Origin of the sequence: Aurantibacillus circumpalustris (genome assembly GCF_029625215.1) — a bacterium.
GTDB classification, from domain to species: Bacteria; Bacteroidota; Bacteroidia; order B-17B0; family Aurantibacillaceae; genus Aurantibacillus; species Aurantibacillus circumpalustris.
The window spans coordinates 1,921,460-1,947,182 of the sequence record NZ_CP121197.1 but is presented as its reverse complement, the minus strand read 5'-3'; the positions used below and the strand labels follow the sequence as shown (position 1 = coordinate 1,947,182).

Here is a 25,723-nt window from a genome sequence, read left to right as displayed (position 1 = left end):
TATTATTTTGCTAGATTATGTTTGATTAAATAATTTAATCGCCAATATAAACCCAAGGCTACCGAAAACAGAGATGCAAGGAGGGCTATCCAAATGCCTGTAATTTCCATCTTAAGAGTAAAAGCTAAGAAGTATGCCAGTGGCAAAGCAATAATCCAATAACCAATTAATGTAACTAAGGTTGGAATTCTAACATCCTCTAATCCTCTTAATATTCCAATAATTGTAACTTGCATTCCATCGAATAATTGAAACATGGCCGCGATAATTAGTAAACCAGAAGCCATTTCAATAATGTTATTCTCTGTACTAAAAGCCATTGGAAGAAATTTATTGAAGACGATGAAACTTGCTCCAAAAAAACCCATCACCCATAACACTAATTTAAATGCAGCATTTGACGCACTTTTAATTTCTGACCAGTTTCCTTTTGCCTTATAAATTCCAACCCGTATTGTTACTGCCGAGCTTATTCCACTAGCGAACATATAAGTAAATGCAGCTATGTTTAAAGCAATTCCATGAGCGTCTATTTGCTCTTTGCCGAAGGCGCCAGCCATAAGGCCTGCAATTACAAAAGCCGCTACTTCAAAAGTAAATTGCATAGCTGTATTAAAACCAATTTTCCAAAGATCAGCTAAATCCTTCCAATTTACTTTCACTTTAGTGTAAACTTTATTTATACTTCGTGTAACTGGCGACCTAAAAATCAAAATTACGAATGCAGCTCCCATAAATAATCTGGCATAAAAGGATGCCCACGCCGCGCCCATATAACCAAGCTCTGGAAAACCAAATTCCCCATAGATTAATAAATAATTTAAAACAACGTTAATTGCATTTCCGGTGAGACTTATGATTAGAGCCATTCGCGTATTACTTAAGCCTTCACAATATTGTTTGCAGGCAAAAAAAAGTGAAACAGGAAGTATTGAAAAAATTATCACATTAAAATATGGTACCGCCATAACAACTACTTCTTGTGGTTGTTTCATGTAGTTGAGTAATCCTGATCCTAAAAACCAAAAGATAAAACAAACCAAAGCCACTGTAAAGTTGAGGAAAAGTGAGTTTTTAAATAAAGAAGCTTTTCTATACAAGTCATTTTTTTCATGAGCACTTGTGGTTAATGGAGTCGTAGCATAACTAAACCCAATTGCAAAAACCATCAACAACATAAATAAATTATTCGAGAGAATGCCAGCAGCTTGTTCAGTGGACCCTAACCTTCCTAAGAATATATTATCTACCATTCCGGTTAAAATATGACCCACTTGCGTCGCGACAAGCGGCCAAGCCAGGTGAATCGTATCACGGATATGATAATTTTTAAAAAAATTCCTTGGCATAAAAGTCCGTAAAGATAGTTTAATAAAATTGACTGTAATTTATTAGGTTATACTCTTAGCGGTTTTTGTTCAATCCTTCTTCTAAAAAGGTATAATAGCTTTCGAAAGCCACGATCGAAGGTCGTTCAACTCATCTCCTGAAATTGAATGAGGCATTGAATAAGTTTTATACGTTAGATCCTTCAAAACTTTTTCTTTAAGAAAATCATTTGCTTTTTGCGCTTCTTCTATTTTAATTACATTATCTGATTCACCATGTGCTATAAAAAACTTGATTTTAGAAAGTTGTGCGAGATTTGTTTTTTGAAGTTTACTTTCTTCCATCATTCTTCCACTTAGTGCTACAACACCTTTAACTTTATTTGTTGTCGATAAGGCTATGTCGTAAGACATGATTGTTCCCTGGCTGAAGCCTAAAAGAAAAACAGAAGTGCTGTCGACTTGATAAGCCTTACAAGCATTGCTTATGAAAGATAAAATTTTCATTCTACTTAAAACCGCTTGCTTGTAATCGTATTTGAATTGCTGATTTGGTAAAAATTCCAGTTCGTACCAACAAAATCCTCCTTCACGGGTTGTATTTGGAGCTCTGAGAGAGAAGGTGATAAATTTAGAGTCCATTGTTTTAGCTAAGTCAAAAAGATCTGACTCGTTACTCCCGTATCCATGCAACAAAATTAATACCGGTGTTTTGGAATTTTTTTTTACAGGTAAATTAACCGAATAAGTTAAACTCGTGTTTATTTTTTGCGAGATTAGAGTGTTTGTCAAAAAAATAAAAACTAAGAATACTATTAAACCTTTTTTCATCTTATCTACCTCTTCGTTTTTTATGATCTACAAATTTTGTCTTTTTTTCTTCCATATCAGCAAAGGCGTAATTCAATTGTTTTTTAACTAAATCAGCTTCTACAACAATTATTTTTACGGTATCGCCAAGACCATAAATTTTGTTCGTGTTTTTCCCTATGTAACGATAGTTATCTTCGTCGTACATAAAGTGATCACCTTTTAAATCACGGCTTCTAATCATTCCTTCACATTTATTTTCGATAACCTCCACGTATATTCCCCACTCGGTAACACCACTTATAATACCATCAAAGGTCTCACCTATTCGATCTTTCATAAACTCTACTTGCTTGTATTTAATAGAAGCTCTCTCGGCTTCTGCGGCTGTGCGCTCCATATCACTACTGTGTTTACTTAAATGCTCAAGCTCGTCTTTATTAGAATAAATTTTATTATTTAATCTTGCTTCTAACAAGCGATGAACAAGAACATCTGGGTAGCGACGAATAGGTGATGTGAAATGGGTATAATAATCAAAACCTAAACCGTAATGACCAACATTTTTTGTTGTATAAACAGCCTTAGCCATACTTCGCACAGCTAAAAGCTCCATCATACTCTGCTCCTTTTTATTTTTTACATCTTGCAATAATTTATTAATCGATTGTGCAACTTTTTGTTTGTTACCTAAATTCATTTGGTATCCGAAACGAGCAGCAAAACCACTTAGCTCTTGCATTTTTTCATCACTTGGTACATCGTGAACACGGTAAACGCTCACATATTTAGGATCTTCTTTTCCTTTATTTTTTGTTGAAGACTTCCCTGCTGTTTCATGTTTACCACCAATAAATTCGGCAACTTTTTTATTAGCCAATAACATAAAGTCCTCAATAAGTTTATGTGCATCTTTTTGAGTTTTAAAAAATACACCAATAGGATTACCTTCACCATCGAGTTTAAACTTTACCTCAGCTTTATCAAAAAAGATCGATCCATTGCGCTGACGCTCGTGTCGTAATTTCTTTGCTAGCCTATCTAGAACTAGAATTTCATCTTTGTACTCCCCTTCGCCTGTTTCAATGATGGTTTGAACTTCTTCGTAAGAAAAACGCCTGTCGCTATAAATTACAGTTTTACCAAACCATTGATCTTGTATTTGCGCATCTTCATCCAATTGAAAAACGGCACTGAAACAATATTTTTCTTCATGAGGACGTAAAGAACAAACAAAATTGCTCAATACTTCTGGAAGCATTGGAATAACACGATCAACTAAATACACACTTGTTGCCCGGTTCACAGCTTCCTTATCTAAAACAGTACCCACTTTTAAATAGTGAGTAACATCAGCAATATGAACACCAATCTCCCAAAAGCCGTTATCCAAAAGTTGGATCGATAATGCATCGTCAAAATCTTTTGCATCAGCGGGGTCAATTGTAAAAGTTGTGACTCCACGAAAATCCCTGCGTTTTGCAATTTCAGCTTTGGTTATTTCAGTTGGAAGTTTTTTCGCTTCGTATTCTACTTCATCTGGAAAATGATCTGGCAAACCGTATTCAGCCATAATCGCGTTCATCTCGGTTTTATGTTGACCCGGATAACCTAATACTTCAATAACAACACCCGTTGGATTTTGTTCGCCGTTTTTCCATTCCTTGAATTTTATCTGAACTTTTTGTCCATCCCGTGCGCCTTTAATATCATTAACACGGATAAAAAAATCGACGTGTATTTTGTGGCTATCTGGAACAACGAAGGCAAACTTTGGATTAATTTTTATAGTTCCGACAAATTCTGTTTTTGCGCGTGTGATCACTTCTACAACCTCTCCCTCTCTTCTTCTGCCGCTGCCGCGCTTCGGAAATAAATATACTTTAACAAGATCTCCCTGAAGTGCATCTTTAGATTTTTTTGCAGGAACAAAAATATCAGATTGTTCTTGATCATATACCACAAACGCAGTACCCTGGCTAGTAAAATCAATTGTGCCGGTAACGTATTGCTTAGTTTGCTTTATCTGATATTTGCCAGTTTCTTTTTCAATTACAAAACCTTGTTTCTTTAAAAGCTCAAGTGCTTCGATTAGCTGAAGACGTTCCTGATCGTTATTTATTTCCATTGCAGCACCTAGCTGCTTATAGTTAAATGTTTTAGAATCGTTATGTTTTAGAAAGTCGAGTACTTCTTCAAAGAGATAACGTTGAGGTTTTTTATTTTTTGACATATTTATAAATGACCATTTTATGTAGACTGTTTAAATGGTTCTGTTTTTAAAGGTAATAAGGTTTTATTACTTATGGAAATTAGCAATAAAAGAACCAATTAAAATAAAAAAAGCTGCCTCATGGAGGCAGCTTTTTTAATAATTAGATTTATAATTACTTAACCAAAGATAGGTGACCCATTTTATTGTAAGCATTTCCATCCATATCTTTATATTTTATTCTATAGATGTAAACCTCTTCTTTTAAAGGCTCTCCTTTATTTTGAACTGAGCCATCCCATCCTTTTGCCGTAGCATCTTTTGTATGGAATATTGAATGACCCCAACGATCGAAGATCTCCATTTCAAAACTCTTCATATCCAATCCTTCTTTTGTGAAAGTAGGCATAAAGTAATCGTTTAATCCATCAAAGTTAGGAGAGAATGAATTAGGTATAAAAACATTGAACACATTTTTAACTTCAATTGTTTTAGTGATTTCATCTCTACATTCGTTAACAGAAGTAGCAATAAGAGTAACTTGATATTTACCAGATTTAGTTAGAGCAACGAACGGACTCAAACCATCAGATACAGTTACCGGAGCAACTCCAGTAATTTTCCAACTGTACTTATTATCACTTAATGTAGTACTTAAATTAGTAAGCTGTATTTGAGGGTCTGAAACAAGTATTTCATCAGGAAATGTGAAATCTGCTTTTGGAACCTCATAAACATAAACAACATTAGTAGTAACAGAGTTAGACTTACAGCCAACATCATCTTTATAATTTAACTGTATCTTATATGTACCTGGTTTAGTGAAAATATGGCTACCAGAATTATTGTTAAACTCAACTAATGGTTCAGTACCGTCATCAAAAGTCCAAATAAATTCACCAGAATTAGTGCTTGGTGTATTAAAAGTAACTTCAACTGGTGCGCAACTTCCTTGAGCGCTTGAATTTAACACTAAAGCCTTCGCACTTTTCACTTCAATAACTACTTCTTTAGTATCTGGACACAAATCTTCGTTAGGTGCGGCAGGAGAAGTTCTGTACTCTAAAGTATTGATTTCATTAGCTAGTGAAGGATTAAACATACTTGTTCCAGTCAATAACCCATCGCCTTGTGCACCAGCTTTAACGCTCCATTTACCGCCTGGATTAATTACATAGCTACTTAAATTAACAATCTCTGAGTTTTTACAGAAAGGCCCTGGTAGTTTATCTAAATCTGCTGAAATAAATTTCGCTACTTTAATAACAGTTTGTGCGTAAGCCACACAAGGTCCTGATGTGATACTGTAATTAATAACATTGTCTCCAATTATCGCAGAAGCAGGATTAAATACACCTCCTAGGTTCACAATCCCTAAATCAGGCCCTCCGAATAAACCACCAACAGGACTAACTTGAATTTGAGTTGGTAAAGCATTATTACAAAGTGTTGGGATTTGTTTTAATTCAGGTGCCGCTAGAGAATAAACGTTCACTGCAACTACGGCCTCATCTGGGCAAAGTCCGCTAGGAAATGACGAAGTTTTGTGCGTTAGTATAAAACTTCCAGAACCTGCGATAGCGGGATTAAAACTTGTTCCTGATATTCCAGTACCACTCCATATACCTTGACTACTTAAAGTTAATGGCAATAGATTCATAATAGGGCTCGTATTACATAAATCAGGTATTTTATTCGCAATGGTTGCCGGAACAAAAGCTTCCACGTTTATAAATTTAGTCTCCTGAACATTACACGTACTTGTTCCAACAACATATTGTACTGCATTAACACCAACAGAAGAAAGCGAAGGCGTTAATACACCATCTGACCCTAAATATGGCGAAGCTGTCCAATGACCTGTATTTGGTGTAACAGACATTTGAATCGGACTTGCATTGTTACAAATTGTCGCTATCTGTGTGATGACTGGAACAATCGGATTTAATACTGAAACAGCAATGGTCTTCGTTTCATTACAGAGACCCGCAGTAGGCCAAGAAGTTGTGTGATACGTGGCTACATAAGTTCCAGTAGCAAGATTAGATGGGTAGAATTTATTACCTAGAACTCCCGTTGAATCTCTCCATGAGCCACCAGCAGTACTTTGAAGAACACTCATTAAATTAAATGGGCTACTGTTAAAGCACAAGCTATTTACTGGTCCGTTAAATAAAACAGGGTAATGTTGTGAAACCTTTAAAGAAGTTGTATTGGTATTCACACATGGACCATCTGCAACAGTGTACGTAACCACTAAGCCCGGAACAGGAACGTTAGTACAAGTTAGAAGACCAGTACTACTAACCGCATTATTTGTATTAGGTAACCAACCACCACCGGAAGGTGTTACCGACATATTCTTTATTCCAGCATTTGTACAAAACTCATTTATAGGTACAATGTAAGGTGTTGTAGTTTTAGTTACAACAACGTTGAGTGTACTTGTAGAAGGACAAACTGTAGGATTTGGGCTAGAATTTGTACTGTAGGTTATCAAATAACTTCCCGAAGTTGGGAAAGAAGAATTATTAAACACTGAAGGATTGAAAAAGGTTCCGCCTCCATTTACCGAGCCGGCAACTTGCCCCTTCCAAGTACCATTAACGGTACTTTGAACAATATTCATTAAATTATAAGCAGGATTTGTAACGCAAAGTGCAGGTACGTTAGAACTCAAAGCTGACGACCAGAATTTACTTACTTCATATGTAGCAGTATTACTAGCAGAGCAAGTATACTGCGTAATAGTATACGTAAATGTGTTAATACCATTTGATGCCAATGAAGGTGTGAGAACACCGCCAGAAGCAGAGATAGGATTGTTAGTGCCTGTAATTCCAGTATTAAAAACCCCACCAGGAGGATTTGTTACAATACTATACGGCGAAAACGTATTACATGAATTTGGTATAGTTGTAATAGTTGGTGTAGGAGGATTAATAGCCGTAACAGATATTGTTTTGGTAATAGGGCAAGCCACTAAAGTAGGCGTAACCTTTACAGAATAAATAATTGTAGTTTGTGTGCCTACAGGTATTACTGGTGTGATAATTGCGTTTTGAGCACTACCACCAAAAAGATGTGTAGTTGGCGTCCAAGAATAAGTATACTGACTCAAGGATGGAGGACTAGCAAATACAACTGCTGCTTGGAAACTATTTCCTGGGCATAAAGTTGTAGACGCTGGAGTCAAAGTAAAATTATACACTAGAGGCGCTATATTAAAGCTTCCACCATATTTACAAGAACCATCAAACACTTTAACAGTATAACTACCAGCAGAAAGTCCACCAAAGGTATAAGTGTTAGATGCTGTAGGGTTCAACGACGAAGTATAAGGAGGTGTTGTTCCAATTGCAGAAACGTAATACGAATTAAAACCCGGAGGGGCACCACTTGCAGGGGCAAGATTAATTTGCGCCAGTCCGTTGTTTGCACCAGGACAAATAAGCTTTGGCGTAGGAATGTTAATGGCACCAGCAGGGGACGAAAGAAGTGTGTATTTTATCGAATCCTGACAGCCTTGAGCAGAAAGATAAGATAACCAGTAAATAGAGCCATTAATTGGAGGAGAAACCGTATAAGACGGATTCGTTCCAAGTGGAGCAGGAATAGGAGTTGATCCATTGTACCACTGGAAATTCGAACCTCCATTTGTACCCAAATAAGCCTCGCTGCCACAAAATGGTTTTAATAGCTGAGTAATTCCAGCTGGGGCAGTGCCCACCGTAACCGTTGTGACCGCAGACCCACAGCCCGCAGAACCTAAAGCTGTTATGATAATACTATAGGTTCCCGCCCCGAGATTACTGGCTATTGCCGTTGTCCCGACCGTGATTGAATTTAAAGTATTTATCCATGTATAATTATATCCTGTACCACTACCATTACCCGAGACCGTGGCGGAACCACTGGCCCCTCCGGGACAAGTAGATGTAGTACCCACTCCGGCAATAGCAACAGTTGACACAGCGATAGCATTTGTTGATGTGAAAACGCAGCCAGACGCAGCAATCATTTGTACAGTATATATACTACCAGCAATAGGACTGTTAATAGTAATGTTTTGCATGGTGCCTTGTGGAGCAGCAATACTTCCTGTTCCTGGAGCATACCATTGATATGTTTGATAACCTGCTGGTGCCGAGATCTGTGCTTGATTTGATCCAGAACAGAAACTTACAGGGCCACCCACAAAACCACCAAGACCCGTTAAACCCGGACCAATAATTTGACCACCACATTGGCAATCAATAAGAGAACTACCCCAGTGTCCGCCTAAAGAACAATCGGATTGAATAAATTCGATGGTTATACATGAACCAACGTAAGGTGTTAAATCAATATATTTTACTTGCCAGTTAGACCATAAGTTACCATTAGAAGCAACTGAAAAGCTAACACCAGCACTTTGACAACCTGGGTTAAGACTAAGATTAGAACATGCTAATGGAGCACCTTGACAATCGTACATTTTAACGCTAAATCCAGGTTGTTGTGCTGTACCGCTACCATTACAACAAGTATGACCAGAACCTGGATCTTCCCAGTAACCAGCATATGCAAATTGAAATACTGTATTATTGCTTGTAACAGGGAAAGTTTGAGCAAGTTTTGTTTGATTATAATCACTGGCTTGATGATTGTTCAATTGAGCAACCAAGGTTCCGCCTAAAGGAGAATTAGGAATAACTCCCATAATTGGTCCAGGAACGGTACCCCACGAAATTATTGGAGTAGCAATTAGAGAAAAAGCAGGGCTTCCCGGAGTCCATCCAGTAGGCGAACAAGCTCCATCCTGTTGGCGGCTTGATACAGTCCAACCTGTAACTCCATTGGATGAAGTATAAACCCCTGGAAGTGAACTTTCAAAGCCTTCATTAACACATGGTGCAAGGTTGACGATGTTACCACCTCCAATTGTTTTTCCACCTGTTGTAGTAACATTAGGATTATTTACAGGCATATAAACAGGTTTTAGCCCTATATCATATTTGTTATTTATAAACCTGCGTTTTAACACATATATATGACTTTGAATTTCCCAGCCAGGTATTCCTTGAGCAAGCAGTTCGTTTTTTATCTTATTTTCATTAAAGCCATTTAATGAGTCTCCAAAATTATTTTTGTAAACACTCATAGAATTAGAAGACAAGAAATCTTGATTAGCAAGATAAGCAGATTTATACTGATTACTTGGTTCAGATACCGTAAGACCTACTTGCGATTTAGCATTATTGGAACTGGTTTGAGCATTTAAACTCAAACTCAGCGACAGACCAATAAAAGACAAAGTTTTCAAAAGATTTTTCATGCTAGTTGTTTTTTGTTTAGTAATACATATCACTTTAAATTACGATTTGTATCTATTGTAAAATTAGATGAGTTAGGTCTATTTTCAAAGTTATTCACTCATTCAAACGGTCATTTTAATAATTCAAGACGATTTATAATGCAAAAACAACTTTTGAAGCTGGGTTTTCGTTGATTCTATAAAAATTTCCGAAAAAACAATCTAAATAGCAAGTCTCGACATTTTACGCGTTATCGAGCTGATTTTGAATATCAAATTACTCTGTTGTCAGAAAAACCGACTAAGTTTCTAAAGCACTGCAATTTGAAATTCTCTTATACTCCCCATATTTAGTTAAAGTATTTCACAAGATAAACTATCATGGCTAAATAGCCATTTTCAGTATTTGTAGGTTAATTTTCAACATTAATCGACGAATAACAGGTATTCATCGATGTTTTTTTAATAAGTTATTCCGATTAACTGAGTTCTAACTTGCTTTTCTAATAAATTTGCATAGGCGCAAAAGCAAAACCTGCCTAACATCAATTATTTATGAAATCAGTTAAGTCATCAAAAAAAACTCTTTTTATTCTCTCTTTCTTTTTAATATTTATAACTGGGATAAATGGTCAGGCAGATGAATTTTTGTTCGAAAGCGCAAGCACAGGCCTAAACAGTGATGACTTAAAGCTTCTTAAGGAAGGTAAGATCAAATTTCTTCAAACTCAATATATAGAAGCGTTAGATTTATTTGAGACAATTAGCGATAAAAATCAAATTTACCTCAATTATATCAAAGGTATTTGTTACTCGCACGAACCCGAGAGTAGAGAAAAATCACTTGTCTTTTTGACTGCCTTAAGAGATAAACAAAGTGAAATAAATGGATATAATTACAATTTAGCTTATGCGTTTGTTAAAAACGAAAACATAGATTCAGCAATTTTCTATTTTAATAAAGCTTTGGAAATTGAGCAAAATAAAGGTTTAAAGAATGATAGGTATTTAAATGAACTTAATATGAGTTTGCAACACTGTCAGAATATACTCGATTTGAAAGAGAAAAAAAGTTTTGTAAGGATTAGCAATTTAGGTATGCCAATCAACACAAAGTTTAATGAGTATTGTCCTCTTATTTCGTCAAATGGTGAAATAATGATTTATACTTATAGGGGTCCAGGTTCAAAAGGTGGAAAACAAAAAGTGAAAGGGAGTAAAATTCGTAATATAGATGATATAGAATTATATTACGAAGATATTTTTATAACTCGAAAATTGAATGATACGCTATGGTCAACCCCAACAGGTATTGGAGAACTTAACACAAACACTCATGACGCCGCAGTGAGCTTAAATGCCGATGCCACTGAACTTTTTGTATATAGAAATCGAGGTGAAGGAAAGGGGGATCTTTATCTTTCAGAATTAAATGGAGATAAGTGGACAAAACCGACTTTGCAAATTAAACTGAATAGTCCAGAATGGGACGGGTCTGCTTGTTTCATTCCAAACGAAGAAAAAATAATTTTTGCCAGTGAACGGAAAGGTGGTTACGGTGGTAAAGATTTATATTATGCAGAACGAATTAAAGATAACATGTGGGCCAACATAACAAACCTTGGGCCTGAGATTAACTCTAAGTACGACGAAGATGCACCATTTGTCACTTCTGACAGTAGAATTTTATTTTTCTCCTCAAATAACAAAAACAGTTTAGGTGGTTATGATATTTTTAGAAGCGACTTTATTAATGGAGATTGGCAAAGCCCATATAATTTGGGACAACCAATTAATACAACCAATGATGACAATTATTTTACTGTTGCCGCTGATGGAAAGACGGCTTATTACTCTTCACAAAAAAAAGGTGGAGATGGTGGTCAGGATGTTTATAAAGTAGAACCAGGTATACCTGGTAAACCAGTAACTCTATTGCAGGTAGAAGGTTTAGTAACCTTAAACGGCAAACCAACCGAAGCGGAAATAGAAATAAGGTCAACACTTAATAATAAAAACGTAAGGTTTAAGATAAATTCAAACAAAATTACTGGCAAATTCTTAAGTAATTTAGCTTCTGGCGATGAATATGATTTAATTGTAACCTTGGATGTTTTTAATCCAAAAATAATTAGACTCAGTACAATAAATGTAGATTCATTTATTGTGTTGAATGTTTTTGCGGAATTTAATTCGTCTGCTTATGAGACGGCTTTTGAAACCAAAAACACAACCCCAGAAGAAATCAACAGAACAGTTAATGATTTTGATAAAAATTCGTTTGCGCTTTCGATGGGAAATGTTGTAACAGATAATTTAAAATATAGTGTGCAGGTAGCGGCATTCCTTTTCTCCGAGAATTTTAATTACAATGGCATTGTTGGTCTTCCTAAAATTATTAGGCATCTCGACAAAGATGGCGTCACACGATTTACGATGGGTAGTTTCACAACTTACAACGATGCATTAGAACTCTTGCATATAGTGCAGCAAAATAAAATTTCAGATGCTTTTATTACGGCTAATTATAAGGGAGAGAGAAAACTTCTTTATCAATTAGTTGAGGAAAAGGTAATTAAATAAGAAAATAATTTGCAACTATTGCAATGCTAATATTGTAAACTGAGAAAGGGTGAAAAAACTAACTATCGCCTCTTGTTTCTAATCGGCATTTAAATAAAAAAAAGCCCTCATTACCAAAAGGGCTTTTTCCGATTGATCTTAATAACCCCCCAAGATTAAAGCGATCAATCTACACAACACACAACCGTGTTACTGAAGAAAACTAACTTATAGTTCTACTTCATAACTATTTCTTTTTTAATTTTTGACGTATAGCTCTTATCATACACAAAGCAATCCTTTTTGTTATCGTAATAAATTAGAGCGATTGGAAAATCGAGGTATTCTTTATTTAGTTTAGTAGATTCTCTTTCACTTAAAAGCTTTGTTTCAAATGAAAAATTATACAATTCTTCCTCTGTTTGATCCATCTTAGTGTCTATGCATACCAAACGAGGCAGATAACCTGGTTTTGAAATTCTAATTGTATAAGTCACATCCCTTCCAAGTAAAAATTTAAACGTCTTTTTTCCGCCTTTTAAAATTGCTGATGTAATAACTCTATTTGAACTCATAAGTTCAATTGTGCAAAAACCATCTTCACCTTCATTTGCATTAGTAATTTTTCCATCTACTTGTAAGCAGGACGCACTATCCCTATTATCATACGTATTTGCGATAGATTTAAAACATGTAATCAAAAAGAAAAAACCTAGGAGATAAGTAATTATTGAATTTTTCATATCTAAACATTTTATAATTGTTAGAACTTTAATGAACGTTATTTATACTAAGACTAGGTTTTGGAAGATCTCCCCCAAAAAATAATTTATTATAAGACTGATAGCACCTACTTGTAGATGAAGTTGCTTTTAGGAAAGATGAATTCTCGCAAAATTTTTAGGTGGCTGGTTATTTGGGATTGAAATTTGAGTTAATTTACCACCTTTTCATTCAAACTTTTGAATTTTGGTAAGATTTTAAGAAATGCTTGTTTTTGATAAAAATATCCTATTTTTGATTGCATTGTTCGACCTTTATTTAGTAATTTGTTTTTAAACTTATCTAAAACTATTAGAATTTGAAACCAACCAATATTCAAGACCCTGAGTACTTTCACAAAGTTGTAGATTGTCAACATGCTTGTCCAGCGCACACTCCCGTACCTCAGTACATTCGTTTAATTGCAGAAGGGAAATTTTCTGAAGCCTATATGATTAATTGGGACTCTAATGTTTTTCCAGGAGTATTGGGAAGAACCTGTGATCGCCCTTGTGAACCCGCTTGTAGAAGAGGACGTTTAAAGGAAGAAGAACCTGTTGCCATTTGCAGACTGAAACGTGTTGCGGCAGATAATAAAGACGATGTAAAAAAAATGATGCCACAGGCTCCATTTAAATCGAATGGAAAAAAAGTTGCCCTCATAGGAGCGGGCCCTGCCTCACTAACAGTGGCAAGGGATTTAGCCCCTGAAGGTTACGAAATACATTTATACGATCAGCAAAAACTCGGTGGCGGATTTATGAGAAGTCAAATTCCTGCATTTCGGTTACCTGAAACTGTTTTAAATGAAGAAGTAAATTACATTTTAGATTTAGGCATTCATACTCACTTTAACGACTATGTAAAAAGCTTAAAAGATATTTTATCCGGCGGGTATGACGCTGTATTTGTTGGCACTGGAGCACCACGGGGAAAAGATCTTGAACTTCCCGGAAGAAAAGAAGGCGCAGCAAATATTCATATCGGAATAAATTGGCTTGGTTCAGTAGCCTTTGAACACACTTCTAAAATCGGAAAAAAAGTTATCGTGTTAGGTGGTGGAAATACCGCTATGGACTGCTGCCGCACAGCTCGCCGCTTAGGTGGAGAACAGGTAAAGGTTTTAGTTAGAAGTCCGTTTTCAGAAATGAAAGCCTCGCCTTGGGAAAAAGAAGATGCCCAACATGAGGATATTCCTATCATGGACAATCATGTTCCAAAAACATACGTTGTAGAAAATGGTGTATTAAAGGGTATGATTTTTGAAAAAGTAAAAGCAGTTTATGAAGGTGGTAAACGTAAGTTAGTTCCAACTGGAGAAGCAGAAGTTTTTGTAGAGGCCGATGATGTGCTTATTGCAATTGGTCAGGAAAATAGTTTTCCTTGGATCGAGCGCGATCTTGGAGTTGATTTTGACGAATGGGGAATGCCTATCGTGAATGAAAAAACATTTGCTTCAACGCATCCAAAAATATTTTTCGGCGGTGATGCCGCTTGGGGACCAAAAAATGTAATTACTGCCGTAGCCCACGGGCACCAGGCGGCAATTTCTATGCACTTAATGTGTCAACAAAAAGATCAAGTAACGGAAAGGCCAGCGCCTTACGTTAATTTAGTGAGCCAAAAGATGGGAATCCATGAATGGAGTTATGATTCCGAAGTAACTAACGATTCGCGCTATGTCGTGCCACAAGCAGATAAAAAACTCACGCTTAAAAATATTAAAAAAGAAGTTGAGCTTGGGTTCGATTTGCATACTGCATGCAATGAGGCTGAACGCTGCTTAAATTGTGATGTTCAAACCGTTTTCACTGAAACAAAGTGTATTGAATGTGATGCCTGTATGGATGTTTGTCCTACTGCATGTATTACTTTTGTTGAGAACGAAGAATCTGAAACTGATTTGCGTTCAAAACTAAAAGCACCGTCCATAGAGCTTTCGCAAGATTTATACGTTTCAGGAACATTACCGACTAAACGGGTAATGGTAAAAGATGAAAACGTTTGTTTACACTGCGGCTTATGTGCAGAACGCTGTCCCACTGCTGCCTGGGATATGCAAAAATTTTTCTATAATGTAACAAAAGTGGGAGGAACGAATGTCGTTAAACACTAAATCAATCGAGGGGCAAGACGGTTCCGTAAACCAATCAGGTATTAATAATTTCGTAGTGCGTTTTGCTAATGTGAATGGTACAGGTTCAGCCAGTGCAAACCATTTATTTACAAAAGCTATTTTCAGGATGGGAATTCCTGTAACGCCAAAAAACATTTTCCCTTCCAACATACAAGGTCTTCCAACCTGGTATGAAGTGCGTGTAAGTGAGAAAGGTTATTTAGGAAGGCGCGAAGGCATTGATCTTTTAGTAGCTGTAAACCCACAAAGCATGCAGGCAGACGTTGAATCTGTAAGGTCGGGGGGTTACTTACTATATGATAGCTCGAAAAAACTTGGTCAGGAATTTATTCGTGAAGACATAAATTATATTGGTGTTCCGTTGATGAATATGTGTAACGAGAATTACACAGATCCCCGTCAGCGCCAATTATTTAAGAATATCATTTACGTTGGAGCACTAGCGGCATTGTTCAATATTGATTTTAAAGAACTAGAAAATTTATTAGACGAGCAATTTAAGGGCAAGGAAAAATTAATTCCCGCTAATATAAAAGCCTTACAATTAGGTGAAAACTACATTCAGAAAAATTTTAAATTTCCTTTAGACCTTCGAGTTGAACGGAGGGACATTTTAAAAGATTCTATTTTGATGGATGGTAATTCTGCTTGTGGAATAGGAGCCGTATATGCAGGAGCAACAGTAGCAGCCTGGTATCCAATTACCCCGTCTACTTCTGTAGTTGAAGCGTTTATGGATTATGCGGCAACATTACGAGTTGATAAAACAACTGGCAAACGAAACGTAGCAATTGTTCAAGCTGAAGACGAACTTGCTGCCATTGGAATGGTGATTGGTGCGGGGTGGAATGGTGCACGTGCTTTCACTGCAACAAGTGGGCCTGGAGTTTCTTTGATGAATGAATTTTTAGGGTTGGCTTATTTTGCAGAAATACCCGCAGTATTAATTGATGTTCAACGTACGGGCCCTTCTACCGGTATGCCAACACGTACCCAGCAATCAGATATTATGGAAGCTGCTTACGCTTCACATGGTGATACAAAACATATTTTATTGTTTCCTTCAACACCAAAAGAATGTTTTGATATGACAGCGGATTCTTTTGATTTAGCTGAAGAATTACAAACCCCTATTATTATTATGACAGACCTTGATTTAGGTATGAACGATCACGTTTCACAACCTTTACAGTGGGATGATAAAAGAAAATACAAAAGAGGAAAAGTATTGTCTGCTGAAGACCTAGAGAAGATTGAACGATTTGGTCGTTATCATGATGTTGATAATGATGGGATTCCTTACAGAACTTATCCAGGAACGCATCCAACCAAAGGCTCTTACTTTACACGAGGCACTTCACGTGATGAATACGCGGTGTATACGGAGGATGGAAATAAATACAAACAAAACATGGATCGCTTAATGAAAAAGTGGGAAACGGCAAAATCACTTGTGCATAAACCCGAACTTTATCAAGAAAAAAATATCTCCGAAAACGGTGTTTTGTTTTTCGGTACATCTACTTACTCCGTTGAAGAAGCTATGGATGACATGAAGGCTCAAGGTATATCAATTGATGCAATCCGTATTACTTCTTTTCCTTTTAATAAAACAGTTGAAGATTTTATTAAGTCTCATAAAAAAGTATTTGTTATTGAACAAAACCGTGATGCTCAAATGAAAAGCTTAATCAGTATTGAACTACAAATAGATCCTAATAAATTAATTTCCGTTTTAAATTACGACGGACTACCAATTACAGCTCATCACATTGTTCAAGAAATTACGACAAATTTATTTCAAAATCAAAAAGTAAAATAGTGTTATGAGTTACGTTCGCCCTAAATTCCGTCATCCAAGTTTGCCAACTAATAAACTAGGTTATACTGTTGATTATTACGAAGGATCTTTGTCAACGCTTTGTGCCGGTTGTGGGCATGATTCGATAAGTGCTTCTGTTATTCAAGCTGCTTTTGAATTAAATATTGAACCGCATCGTTTAGCGAAACTATCTGGGATAGGCTGTTCCTCAAAAACACCTGCTTATTTTTTAAGTCACTCGCATGGTTTCAATTCTGTGCATGGTCGTATGCCTTCGGTAGCAACGGGTGCCAATTTAGCAAACAAAGATTTAATTTATTTTGGTGTATCCGGTGATGGAGATACAGCAAGTATTGGTATGGGTCAGTTTGTTCACGTGATTCGTAGAAACTTAAACATGGTTTACGTGGTGATGAATAATGGTTGTTATGGTTTAACTAAGGGGCAGGACTCTGCAACTGCGGATAATGGCTCTAAAAATAAAAGTGGGCAGGTAAATCCCTTTGAATCGATTGATCTTGCTAGCCTTGCGATTGAACTTGGTGCAACATTCGTAGCACAAAGTTTTTCAGGAGATAAAACACAATTAATTCCTTTGATGAAAGCTGCGATTAAGCACCCTGGATTCGCTTTCATTAACGTTATCTCACCATGTGTTACTTTTAATAACAACGTTGGTTCTACAAAATCTTACGATTATGTAAGAGAACACGTAGAAGCGACTTCAACAATTGATTTTGTGCCGCAAATGACTGAAATTACAACCAGTTATGGAGAAGGAACAACTGAAAAAGTTAAGATGCATGATGGTTCATTTATTCAATTAAATAAATTATCAAAAGATTGGGATCCTCTAGATAAGCGCTCCGCCGTGAATGCTATTATGAGCGCTAAAGAAAAAGGAGAAATTTTAACTGGTTTGTTATATATGAATCCAGATACGCAAGATTTACATCAAACTATAAACAGCTCTGATACACCTTTAAACATGCTTCATGAAAAAGAACTTTGTCCAGGCTCAACCATTCTTAAAGAGATAAACGCGAATTTTAGATAAAAGCTCTGTTTTGTAAAGTTTACTTTTTCTTTAAAATATTCTCTTAAGAATTTTTCACGTTTATATTGTTGACGTAATGGTAATTTAGTACCTCAATTTCATCAACAATGGCAGCACTTTTCACACCGCTAAAAATAAAAAGCGTAACTCTCAAAAACAGATTGGTAGTTTCGCCAATGTGCCAATACTCAAGTCTCGATGGATTTTCGGGTGAATGGCATTTGGTTCATTTAGGAAGCAGGGCTATTGGTGGCGCGGGACTCATATTTACAGAGGCTACAGCGGTTAGTCCTGAGGGAAGAATTTCACCATCAGATTTAGGTATATGGAAAGACAAACATATTGATCACTTAAAGCGCATCACAACCTTTATTGAAACCCATGGTTCTGTTCCAGGTATTCAGATTGCACATGCGGGAAGAAAATCAAGCCAAGAGGCCCCGTGGAGGGGAGGCTATTCTATTCCACTTGCAAAAGGAGGATGGGAAACGCTGGCTCCGAGTTCAATCGCTTATAAAGAAGGAGAACCTATTCCGAAAAAATTAAGTAAAGTTGGAATAGAAAAAATTGTTACAAAATTTAAAAAAGCTGCTGAAAGAGCTTTAAAATCAGGGTTTAAAGTACTCGAACTTCATGGTGCACATGGTTATTTAATTCACGAATTTCTTTCGCCACTAAGCAATAAACGCAATGACGAATACGGTGGTAGTTTCGAAAATCGCATTCGTTTTTTACAAGAAATTGTTGTCGCAGTGAGAACCGTGTGGCCAACAGAACTTCCATTGTTTGTGCGTTTGTCTGCCACAGAATACGCGGAAGGTGGTTGGACCGAAAAAGATTCCATTGCTCTTAGCTCTATTTTAAAAAACATGGATGTTGATTTAATAGATTGTTCAACGGGAGGAAATGTGCACGGTGTGAAAATTGCATTAAAACCCATGTATCAAACTGAATTTGCAGAAAATATAAAAAAAGAAACCGGCATTTTTACTGGTGCTGTAGGTCTTATCACTACAGCAAAGGAAGCTGAGTCGATTATTCTTGAAAAAAGAGCCGATCTTGTTTTTATGGGAAGAGAGTTTTTAAGAGATCCTCATTTTCCACTCCGAGCGGCGCAGGAATTAGGTCATGAAATTGATTGGCCAGATCAATACCTTAGAGCAAAAAAGAAGACTTGATTATTAAAAACAAATTTTTAGCTTTTTAATGCCTTCTTTATAACCTTCTCAATACGTTTGCGTTTACTTTCCTTTTCGATTTCAGGAATACGTTTAGTTATTGTGCTAATAAAAATTGTTTCTTTCTTTTTTGCAATAATTTTTAAGGCATTTTCTGCATACATTGGTAATTGATTAGTAGGACATTTAATCAATCGTTCGATCAATAATGTAAAAGCAGAATTTTCAAACTTTTTTTTTCCACATAATTTTATGAGAATTGCGACACATTGATCATTTGTAATCACAGAGCCCCTATCCGCAGCTAAAATTATTTTTGATAGTGATGCATGAATTTTTTCTGGCTTAATTTCTGTAATAGTATTTAAAGCTGTCATTGCTCCCCACTGGAGTCGATTATTTTTATGATTAAGTAGATTTACAAACACCTCTGAAAAATCGGCTATTAACATAGGCTCCTTGCTCCCTATTTCGTAGAGTACTTTTATGCAATCATTTTGAATGTTCTTGTTTTTATTGTTGAGGTTTTCAATAAGCTCTTTCACGCTTTGTGAATTTTTTGAAGCAATAATTTTATTTGCAAGTTCCTGGTTCGGAACCTCATCTCTTCTCCCAAGAGATGAAGCAAGCTTATTCATAACGCTCATAATGCCTATTTAAATTAATTCGTCGAAAAAAATAAGTCTTTTATCTAGTTTCAAAGTTCAAATGAAACTTAGCTTACTTTCAAAAGTATAAAATAGAAATATTAAATACACAATTATGTTTAATCGTTTTCAAAAATTACTTATTCTGTTAGGTTTACTAAGTCCGATCATTTGGTTTATTGGCTAAATAAACAAATAGATTTCAAAAAACTACTTAGAAATATTTTTTATTCTTTAATAGAATAATTCTGGAATATGCCTCGTTGATTCGTTCACGGCTAATTTTTTTCTTTTTAACCATCTTTTTTATCACTGCATGTACCTCAGAGGCGCTGATCATTTTTTGGTCGCTCCCAACATTGTTGGCAAACATAAGTACATCAACTCCAGCGTTAATAGCTAATTCAATTGCATTTTCAAAACCATAATTTTTTGATATGGCTCCCATTTGCATATCATCAGAAAACACCACTCCTTTATAACCTAAAAGCCCTCTAAGCATATCGATTACTACTCTTTTAGAAAGTGTTGCTGGCAAATATGAGTCGTCCCATCGTTTGTTAATAATGTGTGCAGTCATAATGGCATCACAAGAACCCGAACTTAAAATAGAGAAATAAGGATACAATTCTTTAAAACTCCAGCTTTCTGTAACATCAACAATACCGGCATGAGAATCTGCTGTAGAGCTTCCATGTCCCGGAAAATGTTTCAAAATAGTTTTAATATTATTTTCGTGATGTGCCTGAATACAAAGCAGAGCGTGTTTACTAACTATATCAGGATCTTCAGAAAAACTACGTTGACGCTTAACTATTACTGTATTTTCGGGATTGACAGCCATATCTAAAGTAGGAGCATAATTACAATTAAAACCAAGTTCAGAAAGTTCTGCTGTTAATCGTCGGTTATAAAAAAGTGTGCAATCCGCTGAGTTTATTTTCCCAAGACGCATAGCAGAAGGCATACCAACAAAACCGTATTTTTCTTTTAGTCGGTGAACCAGCCCACCTTCTTCATCTATACTAATAAATAAGGGTATTGCAGCAGCAGCCTGTATGGTTGAAATAAGATTTATTAATTCGTTCCTTGAATTAGCTGGAGAGATATTTTTTTCGAATAGTACAACACCACCAAGTTTATGCTCGCGTATTTCCTGAAGCAAGGAATCATTTTCGGAAACGGAAGTCCGGCTTTTGATTCCCATCATAATCATTTGTCCAATTTTTAAATCTAGACTATCGTTGGAATCTTTTGCTAATTCTTCATTAATATCACTGTTTTTAGGTAGTACAATCATTGAAATAAAAACGAACGAAATCGTAAAAAGAATTAATAGTAGGATGATTTTTTTAAGCATATTGATTTTATTGAATGCTATTTGCATTATTAAACATAGACAAAATGATTTAAATTTGTAAGAGTCGTTTTAAGAGTTTTAAAACATAGGGTGTTTGTTATTCATTACATGTCTAAATTTAATTTTCTTATACAAAACAAAGGAGAAATTTCAAGTAAATTTCTGAGTTTAGGCATTTCTTACTTTAACAAGGCATGTGAGTTCGTTCAAGAACTGCCTTATCGTCGAAATAAAAATAAGAATGATCTCCTTACACTATTTACAGATAATTGCGGTACGTGCAGCACAAAACATGCCTTATTAAAACGTTTGGCTGAAGAAAATTCAGTGAAAGATGTAAAACTAATTTTAGGAATCTTTGCAATGAATGGCGAAAACACACCTGCTGTAAAACGCACTTTAGAAAAGCATAAATTAAAGTACATTCCTGAAGCACATAATTACTTACGTTGTAAAAACGAAATACTAGATTTTACAAAAGTAAATTGGGGTGCAGGAAATTTTGAAAAAGATATCTTGCAAGAAGTTGCTCTTTCACCGGAGCAAATAACAGAATACAAAATCAGTTTTCATAAAAAACATTTGCAAGCATGGTTAAATCAGGAACATAGAATTACATACAGTCTTGATGAGATCTGGGAAATAAGAGAACAGTGCATAAAAGATCTTTATTAATGAGATGCTGCAAAGCATTCGAGTTTCCGCAAAAAACTTAGCTTTCTAAAAACCAAAATGAGGATTTAAGCGAAGCTCTATTTAAAAAAGCAAAATTTAATCGTATTTTAGAGTCACTTTAACTGAAATTAAGATTTGCTATCCGTGTTTAAGGATTTTGAATGTTAATTTTACTTTACTCCAATGACTAAAAAAAAACATAAAATTGAATCTGAAGAAAACAATGCATTAAACGATCCTTTGGCTATTTACAGGAATTCAGGGATCGTTTTTAGTTCAATTGAAACACAGGGTGATATTTTACTTACTGGCAGCATGAATAAAGATTATTCAGAACGTCTAATAATGATGCAACAACTTAACAACTATGCTTTTAAAAACAATGACACAAAAAAAGTTAGTTTTAAAAATGCACCCATAATCTTTTCTAGTTATGAATATATTCCATAATGAACATCTAGAACTTTTAAAAATTCTATTAAAAAACAATGTGAATTTTCTACTCGTTGGAGGTGTTGCTGTAAATTTTTATGGATATTCTAGACCTACTGGCGATATAGACATATGGCTAGAACCAACGAACGAGAATAAATTAAAACTTATAGTTTGTCTTGAAGAAATTGGGATTCTTGCAAACGATATTAAAAAGATTAATGATGCTGACTTTTCTACTCCAATGGCATTTCATATAGGCAACACTCCACCTTTTGTAATTGATTTTTTGACAAAAATAGTAGGCGTTAAATGGCTAGAAGCTTGGGAATTGAAAACAATACTGCAGCTTGAAGAATTAAACATTCCATTTATACACATTAATCATCTTAAACAGAATAAAATGATTTCTGGGAGACCAAAAGACTTAAACGACTTGAGTCAACTTCTAAGAATTGAGGAATTACGGAAAAAATAATCTACCTCACCTCCAGCTCATCAACAAAAATAAAAGCGTCGCCACCTTTACCCTTATGCCAATCGGGAAGTTTGCCGAAATTTTTTGCTACTATCTTAATATATCTAGTATTCGTTGACTTCGCTAATTGCTTTTCAAATTTATGTACTTGTACTTTTTCATTTTCTGCTTTTTCAGTATTTGGCATAGTCTCTAGTAAAGTAAATTTCTTGTTATCGTTAGAAATATAAAAATTTACACTAGCCGGAAATACAATCCATGATTGACTGTCTTGCAAAAAATTGAGGCTTAAATAATTTATTGTTTTTTCTTGTTTCATATCGATGAGGCATTCAAAATCTTGTCCCTGATAACCCAACCAATCTCCCCTACGCCAGTTTTCATTCGCTATGATGCTATCCATCATTGTTTGCGAACCTTCGGCAGCGTATTGCGAATTTGCTTTTGACTTTATGGTAATATCGAAATCGTACTTAAGTTTAAAAAATTTTGACCGGATAACTTCACTGCTGTCTGATTTTGTATACGTTTTTGCTTTAACAACAGTATTTTTATTTACTGTAAACGGCTCTTTGTATAGGTTAGATTTTTTCGTTGGCTCTGTTCCATCAAGTGTATAATAACAGATTCCAGAAGTTGTATTTACAGAACTGATACTTAATTCAAGCTGATCTTTAAATACCTGAGAGCTTGATTTAATAAGAGGTAACGGAATGATACTTGTTTTAGAAACATTAGAAGGTGGAAGAGTTCCCTTTCCATATTTCACTGGTTTTGTTTTTTCTTCATAGTTAAAAACAATTTTACCACCTTTCATGAGCGTTGTATAATCGAGATATGATAGAAGTGACGATTTATCGTTTACACTTATCTCTTTAATTATTTTACCATTCCCTGGCGCGGCGACTATTTCCATAGTTTTACCATTCTCAAAATGCAATTTGGAATTTGCGAAAAGTGGTTCGCCTACTATTAATTGTAATGAACCAGGACAAACCGGATAGAATCCAAGAGCGCTATAAACATACCAAGCACTCATTTGTCCACAGTCTTCGTTTCCTATTAAACCGTCGGGTGCACTTTTATAAAAGTCATTTAAAATCTGGTGCACACGTTCTATCGATTTTTGTGGTTTCCCTACATAATTATATAAATACGCCATGTGGTGACTTGGTTCGTTGCCATGCGCATATTGACCGATAAGTCCTGTTACATCTGCCTGTTCGCGACCACTCGTTTTTTCTTTCGTGGTGAATAATTCATCCAGCTTACCTTCAAATTTTTCAGAACCACCATGTAATTTTATTAAATTTTCAATATCGTGTGGTACATAAAAGGAGTATTGCCAGCTATTACCTTCTGTAAAATGGTTATTAATCTCTGAAGGAGAAAAAGGTGTTAACCAATTTCCATTTTTTCTTGGTCGCATAGTGCCAGTCTGTTGATCAAATAAATTATAGTATGCTAATGAACGTTTATAATACAAAGCCGCATCAGCCGGTTTATTTAATTTTTTAGCAACTTGTGCAATGCACCAATTATCGTATGCATACTCCAATGTTCTGCTAACACTTTCACTTTCATCATCAATTTCTAAAAAACCTTTTTTATTAAAAATAGGAATTCCAAAACCTGAATAAGTCGCTGCGGACTTCATAGCTTCGTAGGCAAGGTTTTGGTCAAATCCTTTAATATCTTTTAGCATTGCATCTGCTATTACGGATACCGAATGAAATCCAATCATACAATCGGTTTCATTGCCAGATAGCTCCCAAACAGGCAAACGTCCAGATTGTTGATACTGCGTTAAAAATGTATTGATAAAATCGGAAACACGTTTTGGTTCGATGATTGTCATTAGTGGATTTAATGCTCGATAAGTATCCCACAAAGAAAACACGGTATAGTTAATTGAATTTTTCGTGTTATGAAGAAGGTCATCTCTTCCGCGGTAAGTTCCATCAACATCTATATTTAAAGAAGGGTGTATACACGTGTGATAAAGTGCAGTATAAAACGTCGTCATTTTATTTTTATCTGGATCGCTTACTTCAATCTTTTGTAATTGAGTATTCCAGGCTGCTTCGGCTTCTTTTTTATATTTATCAAAATCCCAATGCGTTGCTTCGGCTTCCAAATTTTTTATTGCACCTTCAATGCCTGTGGTAGAAATAGCAACCTTTACCATTAATGGTTTACCATCTTTCGTATTAAATCTAAAATAAGCACCTTGAGGTCCACCACCCAACTTTGTAAGTTGCTCTTTAAAATTTCCCTTCACGATATACTCCATTTTTTCAAACGGCTTAGAGAATTTCATAACAAAATACACATGCTGTTTTTTAGCCCAAGCTTCACTTACACGGTAACCTGTTATAGTAACGCTATCAATCATTCGCATATGATAATTTATAGCCTTATCACGGTGCAAAAGATCAAGGACCACATTTGATTCTTGTGATTTTGAAAAAGTATAACGGTGAATACCAACTCTTGGCGTTACTGTTAGTTCTGCTTTTATTTTATCATCATCTAATAGCACTTCATAATATCCAGGACTTGCTTTTTCGTTTGCGTGTGAAAATTTAGAACCATATATCTTATTATCTGTAGAAGGTTTTCCAGACATTGGCATAATCAAAATATCACCATAATCGCTGCAACCAGTGCCGCTCAAATGAGTATGTGAAAATCCGTAAATAAAATTATCACTGTAATGATACCCACTACATCCGTCCCAACTTCCATCTACACGCGTATCTGGGCTTAACTGCACCATTCCAAAAGGAAGAACTGCTCCGGGAAAAGTATGACCATGTCCACCTGTGCCAATAAATGGATTCACATAAGAACTATAATCTATTTGTGAAACTAACTTTGTATTCACTAAGAGTGATAAGCCAATAAAAAGGAAAAATTTCTTCATAAAAATTAAAGCATTTTAAAGATGAAAATTACTAATTTTTT

At 35.5% G+C, this 25,723-nt stretch carries 16 protein-coding genes; 8 read left to right on the top strand and 8 right to left on the bottom strand.

The window, feature by feature from the left end:
• Positions 1–2: 2 nt before the first annotated feature.
• From P2086_RS08155 to P2086_RS08140, 4 genes are all read right to left on the bottom strand, one after another.
• Positions 3–1,349 carry an MATE family efflux transporter gene (locus P2086_RS08155; protein WP_317899960.1) on the bottom strand — a complete coding sequence of 449 codons (1,347 nt, stop codon included), beginning with the start codon at positions 1,347–1,349 and terminating at the stop codon, positions 3–5.
• An 81-nt stretch (positions 1,350–1,430) separates the two neighbouring features.
• Positions 1,431–2,120 carry an alpha/beta hydrolase gene (locus P2086_RS08150; protein WP_317899959.1) on the bottom strand — a complete coding sequence of 230 codons (690 nt, stop codon included), beginning with the start codon at positions 2,118–2,120 and terminating at the stop codon, positions 1,431–1,433.
• Between the two features lie 40 nt (positions 2,121–2,160).
• Positions 2,161–4,371 (bottom strand): ribonuclease R, encoded by a 2,211-nt coding sequence (gene rnr, locus P2086_RS08145; protein ID WP_317899958.1) that lies wholly within the window; start codon positions 4,369–4,371, stop codon positions 2,161–2,163.
• Between the two features lie 154 nt (positions 4,372–4,525).
• Positions 4,526–9,667 carry a T9SS type B sorting domain-containing protein gene (locus P2086_RS08140; protein ID WP_317899957.1) on the bottom strand — a complete coding sequence of 1,714 codons (5,142 nt, stop codon included), beginning with the start codon at positions 9,665–9,667 and terminating at the stop codon, positions 4,526–4,528.
• A gap of 534 nt (positions 9,668–10,201) precedes the next feature.
• Here P2086_RS08140 and P2086_RS08135 point away from each other — a divergent pair.
• Complete coding sequence (locus P2086_RS08135; protein ID WP_317899956.1) at positions 10,202–12,229, top strand: hypothetical protein; 2,028 nt, start codon at positions 10,202–10,204, stop codon at positions 12,227–12,229.
• A gap of 215 nt (positions 12,230–12,444) precedes the next feature.
• Here P2086_RS08135 and P2086_RS08130 read toward each other — a convergent pair whose 3' ends face one another.
• The gene (locus tag P2086_RS08130) at positions 12,445–12,951 is read right to left on the bottom strand and encodes a hypothetical protein (protein WP_317899955.1); all 507 of its coding nucleotides are present in this window, start codon (positions 12,949–12,951) and stop codon (positions 12,445–12,447) included.
• A gap of 338 nt (positions 12,952–13,289) precedes the next feature.
• On the opposite strand from P2086_RS08130, the gene P2086_RS08125 reads away from it, so the two are divergent.
• From P2086_RS08125 to P2086_RS08110, 4 genes are all read left to right on the top strand, one after another.
• The gene (locus P2086_RS08125; protein WP_317899954.1) at positions 13,290–15,086 is read left to right on the top strand and encodes an FAD-dependent oxidoreductase; all 1,797 of its coding nucleotides are present in this window, start codon (positions 13,290–13,292) and stop codon (positions 15,084–15,086) included.
• Entirely contained in the window at positions 15,070–16,929 is a 1,860-nt protein-coding gene (locus P2086_RS08120; protein WP_317899953.1) for a 2-oxoacid:acceptor oxidoreductase subunit alpha, read from the top strand. Before P2086_RS08125 ends, P2086_RS08120 begins: the two co-directional genes overlap by 17 nt.
• Positions 16,930–16,933: 4 nt before the next feature.
• The gene (locus P2086_RS08115) at positions 16,934–17,986 is read left to right on the top strand and encodes a 2-oxoacid:ferredoxin oxidoreductase subunit beta (protein WP_317899952.1); all 1,053 of its coding nucleotides are present in this window, start codon (positions 16,934–16,936) and stop codon (positions 17,984–17,986) included.
• Between the two features lie 107 nt (positions 17,987–18,093).
• Positions 18,094–19,164 (top strand): NADH:flavin oxidoreductase/NADH oxidase, encoded by a 1,071-nt coding sequence (locus P2086_RS08110; RefSeq protein ID WP_317899951.1) that lies wholly within the window; start codon positions 18,094–18,096, stop codon positions 19,162–19,164.
• Positions 19,165–19,181: 17 nt separating this feature from the next.
• On the opposite strand, the gene P2086_RS08105 is transcribed toward P2086_RS08110, so the two are convergent.
• Positions 19,182–19,811: a hypothetical protein gene (locus P2086_RS08105; RefSeq protein ID WP_317899950.1), complete on the bottom strand. Its 630-nt coding sequence runs from the start codon at positions 19,809–19,811 to the stop codon at positions 19,182–19,184.
• Between the two features lie 214 nt (positions 19,812–20,025).
• Positions 20,026–21,171, bottom strand: a complete 1,146-nt coding sequence (locus P2086_RS08100; protein ID WP_317899949.1) for a glycoside hydrolase family 3 protein — start codon at positions 21,169–21,171, stop codon at positions 20,026–20,028.
• A gap of 108 nt (positions 21,172–21,279) precedes the next feature.
• On the opposite strand from P2086_RS08100, the gene P2086_RS08095 reads away from it, so the two are divergent.
• From P2086_RS08095 to P2086_RS08085, 3 genes are all read left to right on the top strand, one after another.
• The gene (locus tag P2086_RS08095) at positions 21,280–21,846 is read left to right on the top strand and encodes a hypothetical protein (RefSeq protein ID WP_317899948.1); all 567 of its coding nucleotides are present in this window, start codon (positions 21,280–21,282) and stop codon (positions 21,844–21,846) included.
• Between the two features lie 183 nt (positions 21,847–22,029).
• Entirely contained in the window at positions 22,030–22,296 is a 267-nt protein-coding gene (locus P2086_RS08090) for a hypothetical protein (RefSeq protein WP_317899947.1), read from the top strand.
• The gene (locus tag P2086_RS08085; protein ID WP_317899946.1) at positions 22,280–22,756 is read left to right on the top strand and encodes a hypothetical protein; all 477 of its coding nucleotides are present in this window, start codon (positions 22,280–22,282) and stop codon (positions 22,754–22,756) included. The genes P2086_RS08090 and P2086_RS08085 overlap by 17 nt, the downstream gene beginning before the upstream one ends.
• Position 22,757: 1 nt before the next feature.
• On the opposite strand, the gene P2086_RS08080 is transcribed toward P2086_RS08085, so the two are convergent.
• Entirely contained in the window at positions 22,758–25,682 is a 2,925-nt protein-coding gene (locus P2086_RS08080; RefSeq protein ID WP_317899945.1) for a GH92 family glycosyl hydrolase, read from the bottom strand.
• Positions 25,683–25,723: the final 41 nt, after the last annotated feature.

What these genes read in the sequence shown, in the direction of transcription:
- P2086_RS08155 (WP_317899960.1), bottom strand. Translation starts at nt 1,349, where the DNA reads ATGCCAAGGAATTTTTTTAAAAATTATCATATCCGTGATACGATTCAC.
- rnr (WP_317899958.1), bottom strand. Translation starts at nt 4,371, where the DNA reads ATGTCAAAAAATAAAAAACCTCAACGTTATCTCTTTGAAGAAGTACTC.
- P2086_RS08140 (WP_317899957.1), bottom strand. Translation starts at nt 9,667, where the DNA reads ATGAAAAATCTTTTGAAAACTTTGTCTTTTATTGGTCTGTCGCTGAGT.
- P2086_RS08135 (WP_317899956.1), top strand. Translation starts at nt 10,202, where the DNA reads ATGAAATCAGTTAAGTCATCAAAAAAAACTCTTTTTATTCTCTCTTTC.
- P2086_RS08130 (WP_317899955.1), bottom strand. Translation starts at nt 12,951, where the DNA reads ATGAAAAATTCAATAATTACTTATCTCCTAGGTTTTTTCTTTTTGATT.
- P2086_RS08120 (WP_317899953.1), top strand. Translation starts at nt 15,070, where the DNA reads ATGTCGTTAAACACTAAATCAATCGAGGGGCAAGACGGTTCCGTAAAC.
- P2086_RS08115 (WP_317899952.1), top strand. Translation starts at nt 16,934, where the DNA reads ATGAGTTACGTTCGCCCTAAATTCCGTCATCCAAGTTTGCCAACTAAT.
- P2086_RS08110 (WP_317899951.1), top strand. Translation starts at nt 18,094, where the DNA reads ATGGCAGCACTTTTCACACCGCTAAAAATAAAAAGCGTAACTCTCAAA.
- P2086_RS08105 (WP_317899950.1), bottom strand. Translation starts at nt 19,811, where the DNA reads ATGAGCGTTATGAATAAGCTTGCTTCATCTCTTGGGAGAAGAGATGAG.
- P2086_RS08100 (WP_317899949.1), bottom strand. Translation starts at nt 21,171, where the DNA reads ATGCTTAAAAAAATCATCCTACTATTAATTCTTTTTACGATTTCGTTC.
- P2086_RS08095 (WP_317899948.1), top strand. Translation starts at nt 21,280, where the DNA reads ATGTCTAAATTTAATTTTCTTATACAAAACAAAGGAGAAATTTCAAGT.
- P2086_RS08090 (WP_317899947.1), top strand. Translation starts at nt 22,030, where the DNA reads ATGACTAAAAAAAAACATAAAATTGAATCTGAAGAAAACAATGCATTA.
- P2086_RS08085 (WP_317899946.1), top strand. Translation starts at nt 22,280, where the DNA reads ATGAATATATTCCATAATGAACATCTAGAACTTTTAAAAATTCTATTA.
- P2086_RS08080 (WP_317899945.1), bottom strand. Translation starts at nt 25,682, where the DNA reads ATGAAGAAATTTTTCCTTTTTATTGGCTTATCACTCTTAGTGAATACA.